The organism is Brevibacillus sp. JNUCC-41 (genome assembly GCF_014844095.1).
GTDB lineage: Bacteria > Bacillota > Bacilli > Bacillales > DSM-1321 > Peribacillus > Peribacillus aracenensis.
In genome coordinates, this window is sequence record NZ_CP062163.1 from 2,812,622 (window position 1) to 2,833,250 (window position 20,629).

The following is a 20,629-nucleotide window of genomic DNA, read 5'->3' on the forward strand; positions in this document are numbered from 1 at the left end:
TTCATTCTTAATTAATATCATGGTCCTCGAACCATTTCTCGAACGTTACTTCATCATTAAAACCGACGATTCGTTCTTGTTCTTCACCATTTTTATAGTGAACGATGGTCGGGGTCTTTTTAATGCCATAATCGCTCCATCCTTGTTCAAACTCCAAAAGATTGAATTGAACAAGATCAATACCCAACTTCTCGGCCAAAGGTGCTACGACTGGTGTGGTTTTTTGACTGGTTGAATTCGTAGGACTATAGAAATAAACGGTCACGTCTTTACTATCTTGGAGGTCCTTCTCTAACTCTACAGGAAGGATCAAATTTTGATAATTGGGGTCATCCAGCTGATCGACAGTGGCAGGTTTAAGCTTATCCTTGCCGTATGGATTTCCTTTTGATTTTTCTTCTTTTTTCATGTTTGTAAAAACGCCCAGCAGGACAAAAAGGGCGACGATTATCACTAAAAATATAGCCATTTTCTTCATTAAGCTGCAACCTCCTTGGATCTTGTCCATACGATGTAAATAATAATGACGAATGCAGTCAAGGCTAGAACGTGATGGTGATGAAACCAATACGTTTATATATTGTCCTGTACATGGAACCCTTCCTCATGCAAGGGTGTGTTCGGGAAAGAATGAAACCTTTGCAAAATAATGATACGTGAAAATGTATGCACCGATGCTGTTACTATCCTGGTATAAAAGCAAATCCAATGATCCTATCGAATGATTGCAATTCCTAAAATGATCGTAAACGGATACGTCGCTGATACCAACAGAGCGCAAACGGTTCATTTTGCTTAATTTCAGAGAAATAAAAGCTTCCAAACATAGCAATGATGGAGCAGCCAAGGCTAAAGTTAATAGGTTTTCCCCATTGCAAATAGTCTTGTTCATGGTCCCTCTTCCCCATCTCTTTTCGCTCTCATGAAAAGTATAGTATGTATGGACGGGGTCTGTAAAATATATATTCTTTTTATCGGGCATTGAGAATGGTTTTTATCCATGCAATTTTGAAATCCATGGGTAGGTTCAGTTGTTTTAATTTTTGAATAAGGGGTATAATCCTTATGGAAGAGATTAAAGGAGTATGAGGAAAATGCCCAATTTGGACCTGCATAAATATGAAAAAATAATGGAAATACGTAATATGAGGCTAGGAGACATAGATGAAATAATTGCTTTGCAGTCGAGTTGCTTTCCTGGAATGGTTCCCTGGAAGCGAGATCAGCTTGAGAGTCATCTGGCAATTTTTCCGGAAGGACAGTTTGTGGCTGAATATGATGGAAAAGTGATTGGCTCATGTTCCAGTCTCATTATTAATTTTGACGAATATGATGACCGGCATACATGGGACGATGTAACAGATAATGGATATATCACGAATCATAATCCGGACGGTTATAATTTATATGGGATCGAGGTCATGGTCCATCCTAAATTCCGCAGGATGAAAATTGGTCAAAGACTATATGATTCAAGAAAAGAACTTGTTGCCCATTTGAATTTAAAAAGCATCATTATCGGCGGCAGGATCCCCAATTACCATAAACATGCGGACGAACTGTTACCAAGGGAATATGTGAAAGAAGTGCAATTGCATAAAATATATGATCCGGTTCTTTCGTTCCAGCTTTTGAATGGGTTCACGCTTATGAGGATCAATCCGAATTATTTACCGGATGATCTGCAATCGAATAAGTATGCTACGCTCATGGAGTGGAATAACGTCGATTATCAACCGAAAACAAAACGTTATTATAAAACATCAGAACCGGTAAGGGTTTGCGTCGTGCAGTACATGCTGCGTAAAATCGATTCATTCGAAGACTTCGCTAACCAAGTCGAGTATTTTACCGACGTTGCTTCGGATGCTAATGCGGATTTCGCCGTGTTCCCGGAATTATTCACCACCCAGCTGATGTCTTTCCTGAATGAAAGATCACCAAGCTTGGCTGTACGGAAACTTTCGGATTTCACGGAGCAGTACATTGAATTGTTTACCACTTTAGCTGTAAGGTATAACGTCAATATCATCGGCGGTTCCCATTTCGTAAAAGAAGATGATGATAATATCTATAATATCGCTTATTTATTCCGTCGCGATGGAACGATTGAAAAGCAATATAAAATTCATATCACACCAAATGAAAGAAAATGGTGGGGTATTAACGCCGGTGACCGCGTTCGAGTCTTTGATACGGACTGTGGAAAAATCGCCATACAAATTTGTTATGATATTGAGTTTCCAGAACTCGCCCGGATTGCTACCGACATGGGAGCCAAAATCATATTCACTCCATTTTGTACGGAAGACAGGCAAGGCTACCTGCGAGTTCGTTATTGTGCTCAGGCCCGTGCCGTGGAAAACCAAATTTATACCGTCATTTCCGGAACGGTCGGGAATCTTCCGCAAACGGAAAATATGGATATTCAGTATGCCCAATCGGGAATCTTCGCTCCATCGGATTTCGAATTTGCGCGTGATGGCATAGTCGGGGAAACCAGCCCGAACCTTGAGATGGTCCTGATTGGCGATGTTGATTTGGAAATCTTAAGGCGGGAGCGACAGTCCGGTACTGTAAGGCAATTGAAAGATCGCCGCCATGATATATACAATCTGCATTACAAAGATGGCGAAAAATAAAGAGGTAAAAGAGCTCGTGATGTGAAGAACGCTAGATTCGGTTCTTTTCATTACGAGCCTTTACTTCATTTATTGGAATAAATATGATAATTTTGTATATGTAAGGAAGGTACATAATCATTACAAATAAGGCGTTGGGAGGAGATGTTGGAGATGGATTGGAAATCTTTATATACCACATGGGCAGGGTACCAGAATTTAAATGGGGAATTACGTGTCCTCCTTGAGGAAATGCAGCGGGATGAAGCAAAACTCGAAGATGCCTTTTATAAAAATTTAGAATTTGGAACAGGCGGAATGCGTGGGGAAATCGGAGCGGGAACGAACCGGATGAATCTTTACACTGTAAGGAAGGCTACGGTTGGGTTGGCTCAATATATCTCTTCGTTTGGGGAAGAAGCAAAAGGAAGAGGGGCTGTGATCGCTTATGATTCGAGGCATAAGTCCCCGGAATTTGCACTCGAAGCAGCAAAGACCCTGGCTACATTTGGTGTGAAGGCTTATTTATTCGATGAATTGCGTCCGACTCCGGAATTGTCATTTGCGGTTCGCGAGCTGAATGCTTTTGCTGGAATCGTCATCACGGCAAGCCACAATCCGCCTGAATATAATGGTTACAAGGTTTATGGGCAGGATGGGGCACAATTGCCCCCGGAAGCAGCCGATCAAGTGATCAGCTACGTGAATGCCATTGAAAATGAGCTTGAAATTCAGATTGAAGAAGCTGATATCCTTAAAAGGAAGGGCCTCATCGAAATGGTTGGGGAGGAATTGGATGCGGCATATAACCGTGAGTTGCTCACAGTTCCCGAGAATCCGCAGCTTGCCGAGGAAATAGATGTGTCAATCGTCTTTACACCGCTTCATGGAACGGCCAATAAATCCGTCAGGCGGGCACTGCAAAGCTTAGGGTATCAAAATTTGCATATCGTCAAGGAGCAGGAATTGCCAGATCCGGATTTTTCGACTGTTAAGTCACCAAATCCTGAGGAACCAGCTGCATTTGAAATGGCCATCGAACTTGGAAACAAAGTGGAAGCGGATTTATTGATCGCAACGGACCCAGATGCCGACCGGCTTGGAATTGCCGTGAAAAACGAAGTAGGTCAATATGTTGTCCTGACTGGAAATCAAACAGGTGCACTTTTCCTGGACTATTTACTGTCCCAGAAAAAAGAAAAAGGGAAGATTCCTCAAAATGGAGTCGTCTTAAAAACCATCGTCACTTCAGAAATCGGTCGGGCGATTGCCGAGTCATATGGCTTGAAGACGGTAGATGTACTTACCGGGTTTAAGTTCATCGCCGAGAAAATAAATCAATATCATGTAAGCGGGGAAAATAGCTTTTTGTTCGGATATGAAGAAAGCTACGGTTACCTGATTAAAGACTTTGCACGTGATAAGGATGCCATTCAAGCCGCAGTGCTGGCTGTTGAAGTCTGTGCTTATTATAAAAAGCAGGGATTGACACTATATGAAGGGTTACTGAATGTGTTTGAAAAATACGGCTATTACTTGGAAGGATTGCGTTCATTGACTTTAAAGGGCATAGAGGGAGCGAAACAGATTTCTGGAATATTGAATCAATTCCGTCAAAATCCCCCTTCCCGAATAGCTGGCATTCCGGTAGTTGCTGAAGAAGACTATCAACGCAGCAAAAAGCGTACATTACTTTCGAATGATGAAGATTTGATCGAGCTTCCGAAATCAAATGTATTGAAGTATTTCCTTGAAGATGGTACATGGGTTTGCCTCCGTCCTTCTGGCACTGAACCGAAAATTAAATTCTATTTCGGTGTCCAAGGTAAATCCATGCCAGAAGCTGAGTCCAAGTTATCGGGAGTCATGGAAGATTTCATGAGTAAGATTGAGGCGTTGGTTTAAATGTATGAAAGCTAAACGAAAGACCCTTTTCGGTCTTTCGTTTTTTTGTGATGGGAAATTTTCAGCAGCATGAATGATCAAAATTCTAGGAAATTCCGTTTCCTGTTTGGTATACTGTATTGGCGATGATCTCGGAAAACATCGGGAATAATGGAGGTATAAATTCATGAAATTAGTAATCATTAACGGTTCACCACGTAAACAAGGGCGTACGGGGATAGCCTCACGCTACATATCCAAGAAATACGGAGCGGAACTTATTGATTTAAGCAATAGTGAAATCCCTTTATATTCAGGTGAAGGTGAGCAATATCAATTGGATGTGATTCAAGGTCTTCGGAAAAGCATCGAGGAAGCGGATGGCGTAATCCTGACCACTCCGGAATATCATGGTTCCATGAGCGGAGCCTTGAAAAATGCCTTGGATTTTCTAAGCAGTGAGCAATTCACGCATAAACCAGTTGCACTTTTGGCTGTATCCGGCGGAGGTAAAGGTGGAATCAACGCCTTGAATTCCATGAGGACAGTGGGTCGAAGCCTTTATGCAAATGTGATCGCTAAACAATTGGTTCTTGATCCACATTGCTTCGATTACGAAAATGATGGTTTATTTGAAGAGTCTGCCGTACTTGTAGAAGGTATGATTGAAGAGCTTAAAATGTATGCAACTGCATATACTGCAATGAAAAAATAAAGAAAATGGGGGTCAGGTATTTAAATACCTGACCCTTCCTTGTTTTTATAGGGTTTCACCAGCCAAAGTTATATCCCCGATAATTAATCCTCTTGTATAAATTTTCCCGTTTTGCAAAAACTATAGTTGATTTTAGCTTGGAAGTTCCCTTAAATAATCACTTGTTTGTTCTGCCGCATGATCCAGATAGCGAAGCAGTGCATACAACTGGGATTGAATGATTTGATAATCATGCTCAAACCTGTAAGCATGCAAAAAATGTTCTATTTTTTTCGAAAGAAAGTGATCTTTCGTTCGAACCATCAATACTAACAAGCTGTCCCAATCAGAACGGTGTGTGTGAAACAATGCCTGATCATAATCCGCAATCCTCATGTTCTTCTCCCCCTTAATAAGGAGCTATTTGTATTTTGTTCAGATATGAAAGAACATTTCCTTACAATAAGTGGCGATGTATTTGGACCGCGGTTGTTGCTTTTTTCCTGAATAAAAATAAAAGGTGAGTACATGAGGAAAATACTAGTAATAGGAATATTGGTGCTGCTTTTTTTTCCTGAACCATCGCTGGCGGCAAAAGTGTATTCCCCTGAACAGATGGAAATGGATCTGCAGGGAATCCAAAAGCAGTATGAAGTTAACGTTAAAATAATCGGACAAACTGAAAAAGGGAAAAATATAAAGGCAGTCAAATTAGGAAAAGGAAAAAGATCGATTTTGCTGGTGGGATCACATCATGGAAGGGAATGGCTCAGTTCCATACTTTTAATGCGCATGCTTGAAGAGTATGCAGCCGCCTATCAAGCGGGCAAACAAGTTGGAGAATACCGGACGGAATCATTGGATGAAGTGAGCATCTGGTTCATTCCGATGCTGAATCCAGATGGAGTAAGCATCCAGCAAGGAGATCTCTCCAACTTAAATGTTTTTGAAAAGGCTGCAGTATGGAAAATGAACGGATTTAGCAGGAATTGGTCCAGGTGGAAAGCCAACGCTAAAGGCATTGATTTAAATAGGCAGTATCCGGCTGGATGGCAAGAAGTCATGAGTGATGAAACAAAACCAACGTATAAATTTTATAAAGGCGGAAAACCATTAGAAGCAGCTGAAGTAAAAGCGCTTACGGATTTCACGAAGGAGATCGATCCCCTTATTGCTGTTTCCTACCATACCTCAGGAAGGGAAATCTTTTGGCATTACAAAAACAAACGGAAAAATATGGCGAGGGATTATGGGATTGCCAAAAAAACTGCCGAATTGACTGGATATGAACTGACCTTTCCGGAAAAAGAAGCGGTAGGAAGCGGATTTACGGATTGGTTCATTACTGAATTCCGCCGCCCGGGAATGACAATCGAGCTTAGTTATTTAGTGGATGAAACCAATCCGTCGTTGGCTGTGTTTCCTGAGGAGTGGAAGAGGAATCGATTGGTTGGAATCATGCTTGTAAAAGAAGCGAAGCAGCTGCATAACAACTGAACAATTTTACATAATAATAGTAAGCGAAAAGTATAAGGAGGAAAAGATTTTGAAAAAAGTCATCGTGTTGCTAATGGGGATTTTTTTAATCATGCAAGCAGGTGCCATTTCAGCACATGCCCAAAAACCCGATTACGAAAAATACGGAAAGATTGCAATTACAGTTGTGCAGGCGGATTATCCTGAAGTTAAGATTAACGATTACGAATATAAGGGCAGAAAAACTGTATCGAAAAATCTCGTCGAAGACGTTTTCAGATTTTTGGTCGATGATAAAGGGCAGAAGTTCAATGTCATCGTGACGGTACAACATGATTTGAAAAATGAAAAATTACTTAGTTTGAAGGTCACGGAGCAAAAAGGAAAGTGAGGTCAGAACAAGCGGAAAATTCAAGGTAGGCACCTTACCGGACATCTTCACCTCGAGAAGATGTTTTTTTCTGATTTCTTTTATACGTTGTCCGGAAAATGGCGAATACCGGATTAGTTGCCAATGGAAAGTGATTCGCATCCGTTCAGCTGCCATGAAGTTTTCATTGCATTTATGAGCAGCTAACCAGTATAGTTAGTATCAGATTGAAACAATAAGCTTGATTGTAGGGGTATTAGAAAATGAGAAGGTTTAAGAAAGTTTATGTGGAAATTACGAATATATGTAATTTGAAGTGTAATTTTTGTCCAAGTTCCAGCTTGCAAAGGACCCTGAAATTCATGGATCCTGAAGGGTTTACGGATGTAATCAAGAAAATCAAACCACACACCGATCATATTTATTTTCATCTGATGGGTGAACCATTTTTAAATAAAAATTTGGGTACATTCCTGGATATCAGTGCTGAAAATGACCTGAAGGTTAATATTACAACGAACGGTACTTTGATTCAAAAGGTCAAAGACAAGCTGCTCTCCAAAAAAGCCCTTCGGCAGGTGAATATTTCACTTCATAGCTTTGAGGCAAACGATACGAGCAATAGTCTTGATTCTTATGTCAGTAATATTGCCGATTTCATAAATGAAGCAAATGAAAAAAGTGAAGTGATTTGTGCCATTCGTTTATGGAATATGGATACGGCTGAATTAAAAGCGAGTAATGGCCTGAACGACGATATTCTTAGCATGCTGGAGGAGAAGCTTTCATTGGACATTCGCTTAAGTGAAGCTCTTCAGCAAAAGAATAATATTAAGTTGAAGGACCGGGTTTATATAAACATGGCCGAAAAATTCGAGTGGCCGGAATTGGACCGTGACATTATCGATGAAAATATTTTCTGCTATGCCCTTAGAGATCAGTTAGGCATCTTGGTGGATGGTACAGTGGTACCTTGTTGCTTGGATAGTGAAGGGAAAATACCGCTTGGAAATATATTCGAAACATCACTTGAAGACATTTTAAATGGTGAACGGGCGAAAAATATGTACGATGGTTTTTCAAGAAGATGTGCAGTTGAAGAATTATGTAAACGCTGTGGCTATGCAAAGCGCCATAAAAAATAAGATTAAGAAAAACCACGGAGTCCATCTTCGTGGTTTTTTGTGTGATTGAATGATATTGCCCTTTCTTTTTTATTAAAAATTCAGAATATTATTGTTTTATTGGAAGTCCCGTGATAAAATACTCACTATTATCGATGAAGTCATAACTTCATATTGTCATATAAAAAGTATTGAATTCATATCTTGCTTCAGAGGGGATGTTTTATGGATTTACAGCAAAAGGTTAAAGAAGTATTCCCTAGTTTATCCACTGGTCAAAAAAAGGTAGCAAAATACTTGTTAGTGCATTCACATACATTTGCAGTCACTTCAGCTCAAGAGCTCGGTAAAGATATAGGGGTCAGTGAAACGACCATCATCCGCTTTTGCTATTCATTGGGGTTAAGTGGATATGCGGAACTTCAAAAACTTATTCGCAATCAATTGATATACGAGAGCAGCAGTTTGAATGAATATCACTCTTCAAAACTTGAAGCCGCGAATCAGCCAAACTTCATGGCTCAGGTGATGGGGCAAGATATCATCAGCATCGAAAAGACAATGAATAATTTATCAAATGAAGATTTCTCCAAAACAGTTGATAAATTGGCGGCAGCTGACAATGTTTTGATATCTGGACACCGGTTATCATTTTCCGCAGCACATTGGTTAACCTTTACGCTGCGGCTTGTTAGGGATGAGGTCCATTTATATAGGCCTGATACAGATGATATTTTTTTACTGTTGAATAAAATGACTGAAAATTCCGTTTTCGTATCCATTTCTTTTCACCGTTATGTTAAAGAGACTGTGAAAATTACGGAAATGGCCAAAAAAGCGGGTGCATTTGTAATTGGCGTTACAGATTCTGAACTGGCTCCAATTGCTGAATACGCTGACATATTATTGCCCATTTCAACACCCAGGACTTCCACTATCGATACGGCACCGGTGTTATTCTCATTATTGAATAGTTTAGTAGCTGGTGTATCGATTAAGGATGAACAGGGTTTCAAAGAAAGAAAAGCTATATATGATGCGTTCAATCAAGACGAATTTTTCTTTTAAAAGATTAAATTTCCATCAGTTCGGTGAACAAGCCGATTAAACCGGGATACAAGGGGGAGACAGAAATGGATATCACACAATCTATCGAAAAATTAAGGCCTCGTATACTCGATATCTTTGAGCATTTACACGCACATCCTGAAACGAGTTGGAATGAAGTGAATACGACAGCTTTCATTTCAAATATTTTAACGGAAAATCAGTGTACGGTAAAAACATTCAAGGACTGTACAGGAGTGATTGGGGAAATCGGGGATGGGGATTTCACGGTAGGGTTACGATCGGATATCGATGCACTTTGGCAGGAGGTGGATGGGACGTTTCAAGCCAATCATTCCTGTGGACACGATGGACATATGACCTTGGCACTTGGAGTATTCCTGGTATTGAAAGAAATGGACTTCCATCCAAGAGGCAAACTTAAATTCATTTTTCAGCCTGCTGAAGAAAAAGGTACGGGCGCCTTGAAGATGATTGAAGAAAAAGTATTGGATGATGTCGATTTCCTTTATGGGGTGCACTTAAGACCGGTTGAGGAAGTGAAGGATGGGCAAGCGGCACCAGCCATTGTCCATGGTGCCGCTCAGTTCATTAAAGGAGAAATAGCGGGGACTGATGCACATGGGGCCAGACCGCATCAAGGGCAAAATGCCATCGAGATAGGAGCAGCATTCATCACTTTGTTAAATGGTATCCATCTCAATCCATCCATCCCTTATTCGGCAAAAATGACGCAGTTTTTTGCTGGAGGGGAAAGCTCCAATATCATCCCTGGGAGAGCCACTTTCTCATTGGATTTACGGGCACAGGATAATGCAATGATGGAAGAGCTCACCAAGAAGGTGGAGAAGGTTGCAGAATCTTTGGCCATTGTCCATGGAGTCGAAGTGAAACTCGAACCGGGAACCAATGTTGCCGCAGCAACCGTGAACGATCAAGCCCAGGACATAATGTCTGAAGCGATAGCCGATACACTCGGGGAAGAAAATCTGGTAGCGCCTGTCATTACGACAGGCGGAGAGGATTTTCATTTTTATACGTTGAAAAGACCTGAACTGAAAGCGACGATGCTTGGATTGGGCTGTGATTTGGCACCAGGGCTCCATCATCCGAACATGACGTTCAACAAAGATGCTTTATTATCGGGGATTGAAATCCTGACCAAAGCCATCATACTGACTTTCGAGAAATATGGGGAGGGGGGACACTTGCATGACTGATGAACTATTCATTAAATCCCTATCAACACTTGAGGATTTACAAGAAGTGCAGCGACTGGAAGTTCTTGTATGGGGCATGGATTGCGTTCCCATCCATCAGACGATTACGGCAGTCAAAAACGGCGGGCTTGTTTTAGGCGGCTACTTCAATGGCGAGTTAGTCGGGTTTCAATACAGTTTTCCGGGATTCAAGGATGGAAGGGCATATCTTTGTTCACATATGTTAGCAATCCATCCATCCCATCAAAAGAAGGGCTACGGCAGATTACTTAAACTTGCGCAAAAAGAAGAAGCACTGAAAAAAGGTTATGACTTGATCACATGGACGTATGATCCATTGGAAAGTGTGAATGCAAACTTGAACATCGGTAAGCTAAAAGCTGTTTGCTCTACCTATATGGATGATTGTTATGGAAATATGAATGATACCCTCAATGAAGGATTGTCCACTGATCGATTCATGGTGGAATGGAATATACGCCAGGAAGGAAAGGAAGATACTCCACTTCCAGATAAAGCCGCACACATCGTAACGACAGGAATGAATGACCAAGGCTTTCCTTACATCAAGGATTATCATTTTGAAACCAATGCAGAGGTGATCGCCATACCCATTCCGACAGATATTCAACAAATCAAAAAGGCTGATCTCAGCCTTGCGATTGATTGGCGGTTAAAAACCGGTGAATTATTCAAAAAGCTTTTTGCCAAAGGGTATGTTGCATCCGGGATTGAACGGGAACAAGGTGAAAATATTCAAAACTATTTATTAAAAAAACAAGAATAAGAGGGGAATCGGGATGAAAATAACAGAAGTGCGTTTACGTCATTTAAATATGGATTTGGTAGCTCCCTTTACAACAAGCTTTGGAACGTTTGTGGATAAGGAGTTCATTCTTGTGGAAGTGAAAAATGGAGAGGGGCTTTCAGGTTGGGCTGAATCTGTGGCGTTTTCAGCACCTTGGTATAACGAAGAAACCATAAAAACCAATTGGACCATGCTGGAGGATTTCCTGATACCGCTTGTATTGGATAAAGAAATAGAGCATCCCCGTGATGTATCGGATATGTTCTCGCATATCCGTAAGAATAATATGGCAAAATCGGCAATCGAGGGAGCCATCTGGGATTTATACGCAAAAGAAAATAATATCCCATTAAGCATGGCTTTAGGCGGGGAACTGGAAAAAATCGATGTTGGGATCAGTATCGGCATCCAAAAAACGATACCTGAATTACTGGCGAAGATAGAAGCTGGATTGAAGGATGGGTATAAAAGAATAAAAATGAAAATCCAACCAGGCTGGGATGTAGATGTAATCAGGGAAGTACGCAATCGATATCCCGATGTCCCGATCATGGCAGATGCAAACTCCGCATACCGCCTGAAAGACATCGAATTGCTGAAACAGCTTGATCAATTTGATTTAATGATGATCGAGCAGCCTTTGTCATCAGATGATATTGTCGATCATGCCACATTACAAGCGGAAATCAAAACACCGGTTTGCTTGGATGAAAGCATACATTCCGTGGAAGATGCAAGAAAAGCCCTTGAATTGGGAAGCTGTAAAATCATTAATATTAAGATCGGCAGGGTTGGCGGTTTAACGGAAGCAATGAAAATACATGAATTATGTAAAGAAAGGAATGTACCGGTTTGGTGCGGAGGCATGTTGGAGTCTGGTGTGGGGCGTGCCCATAATATCGCATTGACAACACTTGATAACTTCACGATGCCTGGTGATACGGCAGCATCCGCGAATTATTGGCATAAAGACATCATCCAACCGGAGGTTACAGTGGAAGATGGAGTCATAACGGTTCCAAAGGCGGCAGGCATTGGCTATGAAGTCGATTACGCTGCGGTCGATGAATTCACTTCCTATAGTAAAAGATATACCAAATGATAAATATATAAGAGTTGAAAATAAAAGAGCCTCCCAGCTTCATTTGCTTCGGCACGTTAACTTGAAGCTGGGAGGGGTTTGAAAGAACCGGATAATGATGAAGGGAAAGATATTTCCTTCACCTTAAATTGTCAGAATAGTCATATAATTGAGGTGGTATGTGAAATGAAAAATAGTGTAAATCTTGCAGGGGCCTATATTGGAATCATCATTGGAGCAGGTTTCGCTTCAGGACAAGAAGTATTACAGTTCTTCACGAGTTTTGGAATCTACAGTGTATTGGGAATTTTGGTGGCAACAGCTTTATTCGCGTTTTTAGGCATGCAAGTTACTCAATTGGGGAGCACGCTTCAAACACGCTCCCATAAAAGCATCATCGATCATATTTGTGGCCGCTATGTAGGCAGGGTGGTCGATATTATTATCACATTTTTCTTGTTTGGCGTTACGGTCATCATGATTGCCGGTTCCGGAACGATTTTTGAAGAACAATTCGGGATTCCAAGCATAGTTGGTGCAATCGTCATGACGGTGCTCACGATTGGTACTCTTTTACTTAATGTTAACAAAATAATGTCCATCATAAGTGCCGTAACACCGTTTTTATTTGTTATCATGATCATTATTTCAGGTTATTCATTTTTCACATCCGATCTAAGTTTCAATCAAATCATTTCATCTTCAAGTAAAGGGACGGCAGCAACCGGAAATTGGATGATGGGGTCATTACTTTATGTTTCATATAATATGACTGCCGGAATTGCCATGCTAGCCGTAATGGGAGGGACCCTCAAGAATAAGAAAGAGGCTGGTATGGGAGGGGTTCTAGGAGGTATAGGATTGGGGATTTTGCTATTTTTGATCAATTTGGGGATGATGTCCGACTTGAAGGGCATAGAAGGCTCAGGTATGCCTACCCTTCATTTAGCAAATCAGATTTCTCCATGGTTGGGATATCTCCTATCAATCATCCTTTTAGGAATGATTTATAATACAGCTGTCGGGATGCTGTATGCATTCACCGCCAGGTTGGTGCCTGCTGAAACGAAACGCTTTAAAATATCCGTGATCATGGTCGGGATCCTCGCGTTCCTTGCAAGTTTCGTTGGCTTTATTGAATTGGTTGGGACGGTATACCCAATCACAGGGTACTTAGGTTTTGTAATCATAGCAGCGCTCATCATTTCCTGGGTCCGTTCAAAAACGAAAAAAGAGGCTGTGAATACGGAATTAGTGAAATTTTAATATCCATAAATTTGAGTGCAGAACTGCATGAAACATTTGGCCTGACATCTTCTTCATGGAGGTGTTTTTTTTCTGTTATCGAGGACCTTTACTCATGATCACGGCATTTTTCCTCCTTTTTTTCATACATTAGTTTAAAGGCGGAAGACAAGGGGGATATCGGATGAATGAAGCGGAGCAAAAGGCTCTGGAATATGCCATTAGTGAAATTACAGAAATAGCAACTGGGTTCGGGTTGGATTTTTACCCGATGCGTTATGAAATTTGCCCTTCAGAAATCATTTATACATTTGGTGCCTATGGGATGCCGACCCGTTTTTCTCATTGGAGCTTTGGGAAGCAATTTCATAAAATGAAGCTGCAGTACGACTTTGGATTAAGTAAGATCTATGAACTGGTCATTAACTCTGATCCTTGTTACGCTTTTCTGCTGGACTCCAATTCACTTGTACAAAATAAATTGATTGTTGCGCACGTTTTGGCGCATTGTGACTTCTTTAAGAATAATATCCGTTTCAATAATACTAAGAGGGATATGGTAGAAAGTATGTCGGCAACGGCAGAAAGAATCCGTGAATATGAAATCCTGCATGGCAAAAAGGAAGTGGAAACCTTCCTCGATGCACTTTTAGCCATTGAAGAACATATCGATCCGTCGCTGATGAGACCGAAACTTGCCTGGACGATGGAAGATGAGGAAGAAGAAGAGGAAATAAAACCGACAGCCACACAATACGATGATTTATGGAACCTTGATAAAAAGGATAAACCGAAGCAATCGAACATTAAAAAGAGAAAAAAATTCCCGCCAAGGCCTGAAAAGGATATTATGCTTTTCATAGAACAGTACAGCAGGGATTTAACCGATTGGCAACGGGATATCATGACGATGATCAGGGAAGAGATGCTTTATTTCTGGCCGCAGTTGGAAACGAAAATCATGAACGAAGGCTGGGCATCCTACTGGCATCAGCGCATAATCCGTGAATTGGATCTATCCTCAGGGGAAGCCATTGAATTCGCAAAACTGAACGCGGGTGTCGTTCAGCCATCACGGACCAGCATCAATCCTTATTATCTTGGATTGAAAGTGCTTGAAGATATTGAAGAACGCTATGATAATCCATCTGAAGAAATGATCAAGCTGGGCGTCAAGCCTGGATCTGGCCGGGAAAAGATGTTCGAAGTCAGGGAAATCGAATCGGATATTTCCTTTCTCCGTAATTATTTGACGAAAGATCTAGTCATGCGGGAGGATATGTACTTATTCCAAAAGCAGGGCAAGGATTATAAAATCGTCGATAAGGCATGGGAAAATGTTCGTGATCAACTCGTGAGTATGAGGGTTAACGGCGGTTTCCCTTATATCACAGTAAATGATGGGGACTACATGCGAAATGGGGAACTTTATCTAAAACATTGGTATGAAGATATTGAACTGGATCTGAAGTACCTCGAAAAAGTCATGCCATATATCCATCAGCTCTGGGGCCGCTCCGTTCATATGGAATCAGTCATAGAAGGAAAAGAAGTCCTGTTTTCCTATGATGGAAAAGGTATTCACCGGAAATACTTATAAAGCAGAAAAAACTGCCGATCACTCGGCAGTTTTCTTGTTTTAAGCTCTATAATTCGTTATAAAGAATCATGATACTTGTGATTTGCAACTATTAATGTTATAAATCGATTATAGAATTTTGGAAAAACTCATTAGGCAAACGGAAGGGGGAAGGTATGATTATTCGTGAAGCGGTGGAAGAGGACATAGATTCCATCAAAGAAATATACAATCAAGGGATTGAGGATAGAGTTGCCACGTTAGAAACAGAGATGAAGGACCGAATCTACATGGAGGAATGGTTCGCCAAACACATCGGACGCTATAAGGTCATTGTCGCTGAGCAAGAAGGGGAGATTGTTGGATGGTCCTCCTTGAATCAGCATAACAATCGCAGTGCTTATAAGGGCGTTGCTGATTTATCCGTCTATATCTCAAGAGATCATCGAGGAAAAGGGATTGGCGGTTTATTGCTGCAATCCATCGAAAAGCTCGCAAAAGAAAATGACTTCAATAAAATTGTGTTATTCACATTTCCCTTTAACCAGATGGGTCAAGGGTTGTATAAAAAACGGGGGTATCGCGAAGTAGGAGTGTTTAAGAACCAGGGAATGTTAGACGGGGAATTTGTCGATGTGATGGCCATGGAAAAATTATTACTTTAAACATTTAGGGGGTAGGGGGATTATGACAGTGAACCATTCAGGCGTTTTGTCTGTTGGTTATTTTGATGCCTATTTCAAGCGGTTTTAACTTCTCGTGAACCTGTGCAAAAGGATACATTGAAACAAACTTTTTTAAGGCGAAGCGTGTTATTATGGCGAGCAAACTCACCGAATTTTCATGACAGCTTTTAATAATCTAAAAGGATAAATAAAAATATATTTGCATCAAATAGTTGCAAAATGCAAATAATATGTGTATAAATAAAGTGAGGTGAAAGTAATGGAAAATGAAAACCTTAGAGGTCTCTTCCAACTCTTAACTAGACGTTTTGGGTTATTGAATAAAAATTGTTGCAGCGCTGATGGAATTGAGATATCACTTGTCCAAAGCCACATCCTGTATGAAATAAACCGACAAAACCACACTTCCATCCAGCAAATTGCAGAAACCCTTGGAACGGATATTACGACGTTCAGCCGGCAAATCCAATCCCTTATAAAATTGAATTTAGTCACAAAAACGCCAGATGCGGAAGATCGGAGAATTTCTATCCTTTCTCTGACCGATGAAGGCGTGAAAATCAATCAAACCATCGATAAGCAAATGAATGATTACTTGAATGAAGTCTTCAAGACGATGAATGAGTTTGAAAAGGAATCAGTTGTGCGTTCTCTGAAATTGCTTAATGATCGAATGTTGAAGTCATCCGTATGTTGTACTACTCCTTGGGGGTAGTATAATTTTTAGACAATACTTGCAAATTACAACTTTTTTAAGAAGTGAAAATATAGGAGGGAATAATGATGGTACAATTTGATAAAAGTGCATTACCGGTAGCAATTATAGGCGGGGGACCTGTGGGGCTGGCCGCTGCCGCTCATTTACTAAAAAAAGGGGAGAAGTTTATCGTATTGGAAGCGGGGGACTCGGTTGGTTCCAGCATGCTGGAGTGGGGTCACGTTAGAATGTTTTCTCCTTGGCAGTATAACATCGATAAAGCAGCAAAGGAATTGCTTGAGAACAATGGATGGATGTCACCAGACGAAGAAGCTTTGCCGACAGGCAGCGAATTGGTAGAAGAGTACCTTTTGCCGCTAAGTAACCTTCCAGAAATGAAGGAAAACATCATGTTACAAGTAAAAGTAGTCGGTGTTGCCAAAAAGGCTCACGATAAGTTAAAAACAGGAAAACGGGACACAGTTCCCTTTCAACTGTATGTAGAAGTGAATGGTGACACAAAAGTCATTGAGGCCAAAGCAGTGATTGATTCATCAGGTACTTGGACCAATCCAAACCCCATCCTTTCAAATGGTATCTGGACGAATGCGGAGAGACAATTACACAATCAAATCCACTATGGTATTCCTAACGTCGAACAATTAGAAAACAGATATCAAAATAAATCCATCATGGTAATCGGAAGCGGCCATTCGGCCATCAATGCCCTATTGGATCTGGCAACCTTACAGCAAAAATTTACGGATACAAAGATCTACTGGGTTCTTCGTAAAAAACAGATCAATGAAGTGTACGGCGGGCAAGAAAACGACGGCTTGGCCGCTCGTGGAGAATTGGGCATAAGAATTCAACAATTAGTGGAATCTGGACGAATCATTATTCTTACTCCCTTTCATATTAACGGAGTTACTCAAACAAACAATAAAATCACGGTAGTCGGAGAACTAAACGGAGAGGAATTTACACTCGGTGATATCGATGAAATCGTTGTGAGTACGGGCTTCAGACCTGATACATCCTTTTTAAATGAAATAAGGATAAACCTTGATTCAGCTGTGGAAAGCATAGAAGCGCTTGCCCCGCTAATTGACCCGAATATTCATAGCTGTGGAACCGTGCGGCCGCATGGTGAACAAGAACTACGACATCCTGAAAAGAACTTCTACATTGTTGGCATGAAGAGCTATGGAAGAGCACCTACATTCTTACTGGCGACAGGCTACGAACAAGTCCGTTCGGTAGTGGCTTATCTAACTGGCGATATAGAAGGGGCAAAAGAAGTACACTTGGAACTCCCTGAAACAGGAGTATGCAGTGTGAATCTCGCTCCAAGTTGCTGCGATTCTGATATTCCTGCAAATGAAAAAAAGGATAATTCTTGCTGTGGCAGTCCCGTTCTAGCGAGATTGGACATTAAAAATAATTCTTGCTGCGAATAAACCAAAAGACCAGTCTGATGAAACAGACTGGTCTTTTTAGAGGCTTTGTTATTATTGTTATTTTTGAACAAATAGAAGAGACCACTTATTGAGGCCTTCTTTCGGGTACTTATGCATCTATTTATTTATTTATTTATTTATCCCTTCTACTGCTATTTAATTCATTGAACCCTGCTTCTATTACATCCGCACTCCTTTTATTTCTTTCATCCAATTTAGTTGAGGCATATCCACCTGCAAAAGTTGCCAAAATTCCTAAAAGACCAAAACCTACTTTTCCTGCCCAGTCCTTCCAACTCTTTCGTGCATCTTCAATTTTTTCACTTAGACTGCTATTTTCTTTGTAGATATATCCCATTTCTTTTTCACTAATATTATCTTTATTCAACCGCTCAAAAAGTCTATTAATTGTATCTTTATGAACATCTATCACTTTTTCATGAACAGCTTTATTTTCTGAAGATAATTTATGCATAAACAACAAAATTTCTCTCGGTGTGTTAGGATTTTCAATTATAGGTGATAATTTCTTTTAGTTTCCCATAAGACTTATCAATTCATCTAATTGACTGTCAGGATACTCTCCTTTATGTCTTGCAACTAAAAACAGTTTATTAACTATATTCCATTTTTACCGAAAATTATAGTGGTATAAATTGATAACTACTTCTCGTATGCCTATTTACTCATAAAATATTTTCTGTGCACCAGTAATCCCATTTAAAGTGACTAGCCCTTTTAGTTCCATAAAAAAAGGATTGTCAAAGCACCCTTTTGATATTGAAATAAAGCAAATCATCTTGTATCAACTCTTTAAGCAGACTAACATTAAACTATATTGTTGAATATTTAATCCTTGATTAAATAAGAATATGCTTATACAATGATATAGAATAAATACATAAGCATTTGATTATATGGTCGATTAGGCTAGGAGGGATAACATGCAAACGAATGAAGCGTTGGATATAGAAGCTACGGCAAATGTTCTTAAACTTTTAGGTGATAAAACACGTTTGACGATGGTAAAAATTATGTCTGAACATGAATGTTGTGTCTGTGAATTTGTTGACCTGTTTGATATGAGCCAACCTGCTATTAGCCAACATTTAAGAAAGTTGAAAGATAGCGGAATTGTGAATGAGGCGAGAAGGGGACAATGGATATTTTACTCGTTAAACCAAACTTCCTCGTATTACTCATTTATTCAAACGGTTATCAGGGATTTGCCAAGCCAGGCATTTAAAGTAGAAGAATTAACTGCACAAGGAAAACGAATTTGTTGTGACTAACGAGGAGGAGAACAACAGTGGGTACAGTTATATTAGCTAGTATCATCTTTTTGCTGACGTTGACACTCGTCATCTGGCAACCTAAGGGATTGTCAATTGGCTGGTCAGCATGCGGAGGTGCGGTACTTGCCTTACTCGTTGGGGTTGTTGACTTCAACGATGTAATTACCGTTACGGGTATTGTATGGAACGCGACGTTGGCGTTCATTGCTATTATCATTATTTCTTTGATTTTAGATGAAATTGGTTTCTTTGAATGGGCTGCCTTGCATATGGCGAGAGCAGCCAAGGGAAATGGAGTAAGGATGTTTGTGTATGTGAGCATTCTCGGAGCTCTAGTCGCTGCATTCTTCGCAAATGATGGAGCCGCGCTCATTTTAACTCCGATTGTTTTGGCGATGGTTCGAAACTTGAAGTTGGAAGAGAGAATGATCTTCCCATTTATCATTGCGAGTGGGTTTATTGCGGACACTACATCCTTACCCCTTGTCGTAAGTAATTTGGTCAACATTGTTTCTGCTGACTTTTTTGATATCGGTTTTATTGAGTTCGCATCTAGAATGATCGTTCCCAACCTGTTTTCATTAGCGGCTAGCATCCTGGTATTATATTTGTACTTCAGAAAGAGCATTCCGAAGAATTATGATATGGCTCAATTGAAGAAGCCAGTTGATGCCATTCGTGATATAAAAATGTTTCGCCTGTCTGGGATTGTTTTAGGTGTTCTGCTGGTTGGCTATTTTATCAGTGAATTTTTCAACATTCCAGTATCCATCATTGCAGGTATTATCGCCATTTTCTTCTTGTTTATGGCAAGGCGAAGCCCAGCTGTTAATACCAAGACCGTTGTAAAAGGCGCACCTTGGGCGATTGTGTTCTTCTCCATTGGAATGTATGTTGTGGTGTATGGATTGAGGAATGTTGGATTGACGAATATTTTAGCTGACCTTATTCAAGTGACGGCTAATCAAGGATTATTCGCTGCTACTGTCGGGATGGGATTCATCGCAGCTATTCTTTCATCGCTTATGAATAATATGCCGACGGTCATGATAGACGCTCTTGCCATTTCCGATACGAATACAACGGGCGCGATTAGGGAAGCCCTTATTTATGCCAATGTCATCGGTTCGGATTTGGGACCGAAAATTACACCGATCGGTTCTTTGGCTACGTTATTGTGGCTGCATGTCCTTTCTTTAAAAGGCGTGAAAATCTCATGGGGAACCTACTTCAAAACGGGAATCATCTTGACCATCCCAACATTGTTCATCACATTAGTCGGCCTATATATATGGTTAAAAATCATGCATTAAACACTTAC

21 protein-coding genes are annotated in these 20,629 nt (G+C 40.5%); 17 read left to right on the plus strand and 4 right to left on the minus strand.

What is annotated here, in order from left to right:
• Window positions 1-7: 7 nt before the first annotated feature.
• Together JNUCC41_RS13680 and JNUCC41_RS13685 are read right to left on the minus strand one after the other, a co-directional pair.
• Window positions 8-478 carry a thioredoxin family protein gene (locus JNUCC41_RS13680; protein WP_192203476.1) on the minus strand — a complete coding sequence of 157 codons (471 nt, stop codon included), beginning with the start codon at window positions 476-478 and terminating at the stop codon, window positions 8-10.
• A 126-nt stretch (window positions 479-604) separates the two neighbouring features.
• Complete coding sequence (locus JNUCC41_RS13685) at window positions 605-892, minus strand: hypothetical protein (protein WP_228467328.1); 288 nt, start codon at window positions 890-892, stop codon at window positions 605-607.
• A gap of 202 nt (window positions 893-1,094) precedes the next feature.
• Between JNUCC41_RS13685 and JNUCC41_RS13690 the strand changes: the two genes are divergently transcribed.
• The 3 genes from JNUCC41_RS13690 to JNUCC41_RS13700 all read left to right on the plus strand — a co-directional run bounded on the left by JNUCC41_RS13690 (window position 1,095) and on the right by JNUCC41_RS13700 (window position 5,220).
• Window positions 1,095-2,642, plus strand: coding sequence for a carbon-nitrogen hydrolase family protein (locus tag JNUCC41_RS13690; RefSeq protein WP_192203477.1), 1,548 nt, complete (start codon window positions 1,095-1,097; stop codon window positions 2,640-2,642).
• A 153-nt stretch (window positions 2,643-2,795) separates the two neighbouring features.
• A complete protein-coding gene (locus JNUCC41_RS13695; RefSeq protein ID WP_192203478.1) occupies window positions 2,796-4,526 on the plus strand; it encodes a phospho-sugar mutase in 1,731 nt (576 codons plus the stop codon).
• Window positions 4,527-4,692: 166 nt separating this feature from the next.
• The gene (locus JNUCC41_RS13700) at window positions 4,693-5,220 is read left to right on the plus strand and encodes an NADPH-dependent FMN reductase (protein ID WP_076367619.1); all 528 of its coding nucleotides are present in this window, start codon (window positions 4,693-4,695) and stop codon (window positions 5,218-5,220) included.
• A gap of 132 nt (window positions 5,221-5,352) precedes the next feature.
• Here JNUCC41_RS13700 and JNUCC41_RS13705 read toward each other — a convergent pair whose 3' ends face one another.
• Window positions 5,353-5,595: a YhdB family protein gene (locus JNUCC41_RS13705; RefSeq protein WP_192203479.1), complete on the minus strand. Its 243-nt coding sequence runs from the start codon at window positions 5,593-5,595 to the stop codon at window positions 5,353-5,355.
• Between the two features lie 132 nt (window positions 5,596-5,727).
• Here JNUCC41_RS13705 and JNUCC41_RS13710 point away from each other — a divergent pair, with 132 nt between their 5' ends.
• The 12 genes from JNUCC41_RS13710 to JNUCC41_RS13765 all read left to right on the plus strand — a co-directional run bounded on the left by JNUCC41_RS13710 (window position 5,728) and on the right by JNUCC41_RS13765 (window position 18,013).
• A complete protein-coding gene (locus JNUCC41_RS13710) occupies window positions 5,728-6,696 on the plus strand; it encodes a M14 family zinc carboxypeptidase (RefSeq protein ID WP_192203480.1) in 969 nt (322 codons plus the stop codon).
• 49 nt (window positions 6,697-6,745) lie between these two features.
• Window positions 6,746-7,066 (plus strand): DUF3889 domain-containing protein, encoded by a 321-nt coding sequence (locus tag JNUCC41_RS13715; protein WP_192203481.1) that lies wholly within the window; start codon window positions 6,746-6,748, stop codon window positions 7,064-7,066.
• Window positions 7,067-7,308: 242 nt separating this feature from the next.
• Window positions 7,309-8,190, plus strand: coding sequence for a radical SAM/SPASM domain-containing protein (locus tag JNUCC41_RS13720; protein WP_192203482.1), 882 nt, complete (start codon window positions 7,309-7,311; stop codon window positions 8,188-8,190).
• A 204-nt stretch (window positions 8,191-8,394) separates the two neighbouring features.
• Window positions 8,395-9,237 (plus strand): MurR/RpiR family transcriptional regulator, encoded by an 843-nt coding sequence (locus JNUCC41_RS13725; RefSeq protein WP_192203483.1) that lies wholly within the window; start codon window positions 8,395-8,397, stop codon window positions 9,235-9,237.
• A gap of 65 nt (window positions 9,238-9,302) precedes the next feature.
• The gene (locus JNUCC41_RS13730) at window positions 9,303-10,457 is read left to right on the plus strand and encodes a M20 peptidase aminoacylase family protein (RefSeq protein WP_192203484.1); all 1,155 of its coding nucleotides are present in this window, start codon (window positions 9,303-9,305) and stop codon (window positions 10,455-10,457) included.
• Window positions 10,450-11,244 (plus strand): GNAT family N-acetyltransferase, encoded by a 795-nt coding sequence (locus tag JNUCC41_RS13735; protein ID WP_192203485.1) that lies wholly within the window; start codon window positions 10,450-10,452, stop codon window positions 11,242-11,244. The genes JNUCC41_RS13730 and JNUCC41_RS13735 overlap by 8 nt, the downstream gene beginning before the upstream one ends.
• Window positions 11,245-11,257: 13 nt before the next feature.
• Entirely contained in the window at window positions 11,258-12,367 is a 1,110-nt protein-coding gene (menC, locus tag JNUCC41_RS13740; protein ID WP_192203486.1) for an o-succinylbenzoate synthase, read from the plus strand.
• Window positions 12,368-12,532: 165 nt separating this feature from the next.
• Window positions 12,533-13,612, plus strand: coding sequence for a YkvI family membrane protein (locus JNUCC41_RS13745; RefSeq protein ID WP_192203487.1), 1,080 nt, complete (start codon window positions 12,533-12,535; stop codon window positions 13,610-13,612).
• 163 nt (window positions 13,613-13,775) lie between these two features.
• Window positions 13,776-15,191, plus strand: a complete 1,416-nt coding sequence (locus JNUCC41_RS13750) for a SpoVR family protein (RefSeq protein ID WP_192203488.1) — start codon at window positions 13,776-13,778, stop codon at window positions 15,189-15,191.
• Window positions 15,192-15,346: 155 nt separating this feature from the next.
• A complete protein-coding gene (locus JNUCC41_RS13755; RefSeq protein WP_192203489.1) occupies window positions 15,347-15,835 on the plus strand; it encodes an arsinothricin resistance N-acetyltransferase ArsN1 family A in 489 nt (162 codons plus the stop codon).
• A 280-nt stretch (window positions 15,836-16,115) separates the two neighbouring features.
• Window positions 16,116-16,571 carry a MarR family winged helix-turn-helix transcriptional regulator gene (locus JNUCC41_RS13760; RefSeq protein WP_192203490.1) on the plus strand — a complete coding sequence of 152 codons (456 nt, stop codon included), beginning with the start codon at window positions 16,116-16,118 and terminating at the stop codon, window positions 16,569-16,571.
• A gap of 65 nt (window positions 16,572-16,636) precedes the next feature.
• Window positions 16,637-18,013 carry an FAD-dependent oxidoreductase gene (locus tag JNUCC41_RS13765; protein WP_192203491.1) on the plus strand — a complete coding sequence of 459 codons (1,377 nt, stop codon included), beginning with the start codon at window positions 16,637-16,639 and terminating at the stop codon, window positions 18,011-18,013.
• 133 nt (window positions 18,014-18,146) lie between these two features.
• Here JNUCC41_RS13765 and JNUCC41_RS13770 read toward each other — a convergent pair whose 3' ends face one another.
• Window positions 18,147-18,494: a hypothetical protein gene (locus JNUCC41_RS13770; protein WP_192203492.1), complete on the minus strand. Its 348-nt coding sequence runs from the start codon at window positions 18,492-18,494 to the stop codon at window positions 18,147-18,149.
• 463 nt (window positions 18,495-18,957) lie between these two features.
• Here JNUCC41_RS13770 and JNUCC41_RS13775 point away from each other — a divergent pair, with 463 nt between their 5' ends.
• Window positions 18,958-19,305 (plus strand): ArsR/SmtB family transcription factor, encoded by a 348-nt coding sequence (locus tag JNUCC41_RS13775; RefSeq protein ID WP_192203493.1) that lies wholly within the window; start codon window positions 18,958-18,960, stop codon window positions 19,303-19,305.
• A 17-nt stretch (window positions 19,306-19,322) separates the two neighbouring features.
• Window positions 19,323-20,621 carry an arsenic transporter gene (locus tag JNUCC41_RS13780; protein WP_192203494.1) on the plus strand — a complete coding sequence of 433 codons (1,299 nt, stop codon included), beginning with the start codon at window positions 19,323-19,325 and terminating at the stop codon, window positions 20,619-20,621.
• The last annotated feature ends 8 nt before the right edge of the window (window positions 20,622-20,629 follow it).

Excerpts from the sequence above, each read along its gene's own strand:
- JNUCC41_RS13680 (WP_192203476.1), bottom strand. The coding sequence starts at position 478 with ATGAAGAAAATGGCTATATTTTTAGTGATAATCGTCGCCCTTTTTGTC.
- JNUCC41_RS13685 (WP_228467328.1), bottom strand. The coding sequence starts at position 892 with ATGAACAAGACTATTTGCAATGGGGAAAACCTATTAACTTTAGCCTTG.
- JNUCC41_RS13690 (WP_192203477.1), top strand. The coding sequence starts at position 1,095 with ATGCCCAATTTGGACCTGCATAAATATGAAAAAATAATGGAAATACGT.
- JNUCC41_RS13695 (WP_192203478.1), top strand. The coding sequence starts at position 2,796 with ATGGATTGGAAATCTTTATATACCACATGGGCAGGGTACCAGAATTTA.
- JNUCC41_RS13700 (WP_076367619.1), top strand. The coding sequence starts at position 4,693 with ATGAAATTAGTAATCATTAACGGTTCACCACGTAAACAAGGGCGTACG.
- JNUCC41_RS13705 (WP_192203479.1), bottom strand. The coding sequence starts at position 5,595 with ATGAGGATTGCGGATTATGATCAGGCATTGTTTCACACACACCGTTCT.
- JNUCC41_RS13710 (WP_192203480.1), top strand. The coding sequence starts at position 5,728 with ATGAGGAAAATACTAGTAATAGGAATATTGGTGCTGCTTTTTTTTCCT.
- JNUCC41_RS13720 (WP_192203482.1), top strand. The coding sequence starts at position 7,309 with ATGAGAAGGTTTAAGAAAGTTTATGTGGAAATTACGAATATATGTAAT.
- JNUCC41_RS13725 (WP_192203483.1), top strand. The coding sequence starts at position 8,395 with ATGGATTTACAGCAAAAGGTTAAAGAAGTATTCCCTAGTTTATCCACT.
- JNUCC41_RS13730 (WP_192203484.1), top strand. The coding sequence starts at position 9,303 with ATGGATATCACACAATCTATCGAAAAATTAAGGCCTCGTATACTCGAT.
- JNUCC41_RS13735 (WP_192203485.1), top strand. The coding sequence starts at position 10,450 with ATGACTGATGAACTATTCATTAAATCCCTATCAACACTTGAGGATTTA.
- menC (WP_192203486.1), top strand. The coding sequence starts at position 11,258 with ATGAAAATAACAGAAGTGCGTTTACGTCATTTAAATATGGATTTGGTA.
- JNUCC41_RS13745 (WP_192203487.1), top strand. The coding sequence starts at position 12,533 with ATGAAAAATAGTGTAAATCTTGCAGGGGCCTATATTGGAATCATCATT.
- JNUCC41_RS13750 (WP_192203488.1), top strand. The coding sequence starts at position 13,776 with ATGAATGAAGCGGAGCAAAAGGCTCTGGAATATGCCATTAGTGAAATT.
- JNUCC41_RS13755 (WP_192203489.1), top strand. The coding sequence starts at position 15,347 with ATGATTATTCGTGAAGCGGTGGAAGAGGACATAGATTCCATCAAAGAA.
- JNUCC41_RS13760 (WP_192203490.1), top strand. The coding sequence starts at position 16,116 with ATGGAAAATGAAAACCTTAGAGGTCTCTTCCAACTCTTAACTAGACGT.
- JNUCC41_RS13765 (WP_192203491.1), top strand. The coding sequence starts at position 16,637 with ATGATGGTACAATTTGATAAAAGTGCATTACCGGTAGCAATTATAGGC.
- JNUCC41_RS13775 (WP_192203493.1), top strand. The coding sequence starts at position 18,958 with ATGCAAACGAATGAAGCGTTGGATATAGAAGCTACGGCAAATGTTCTT.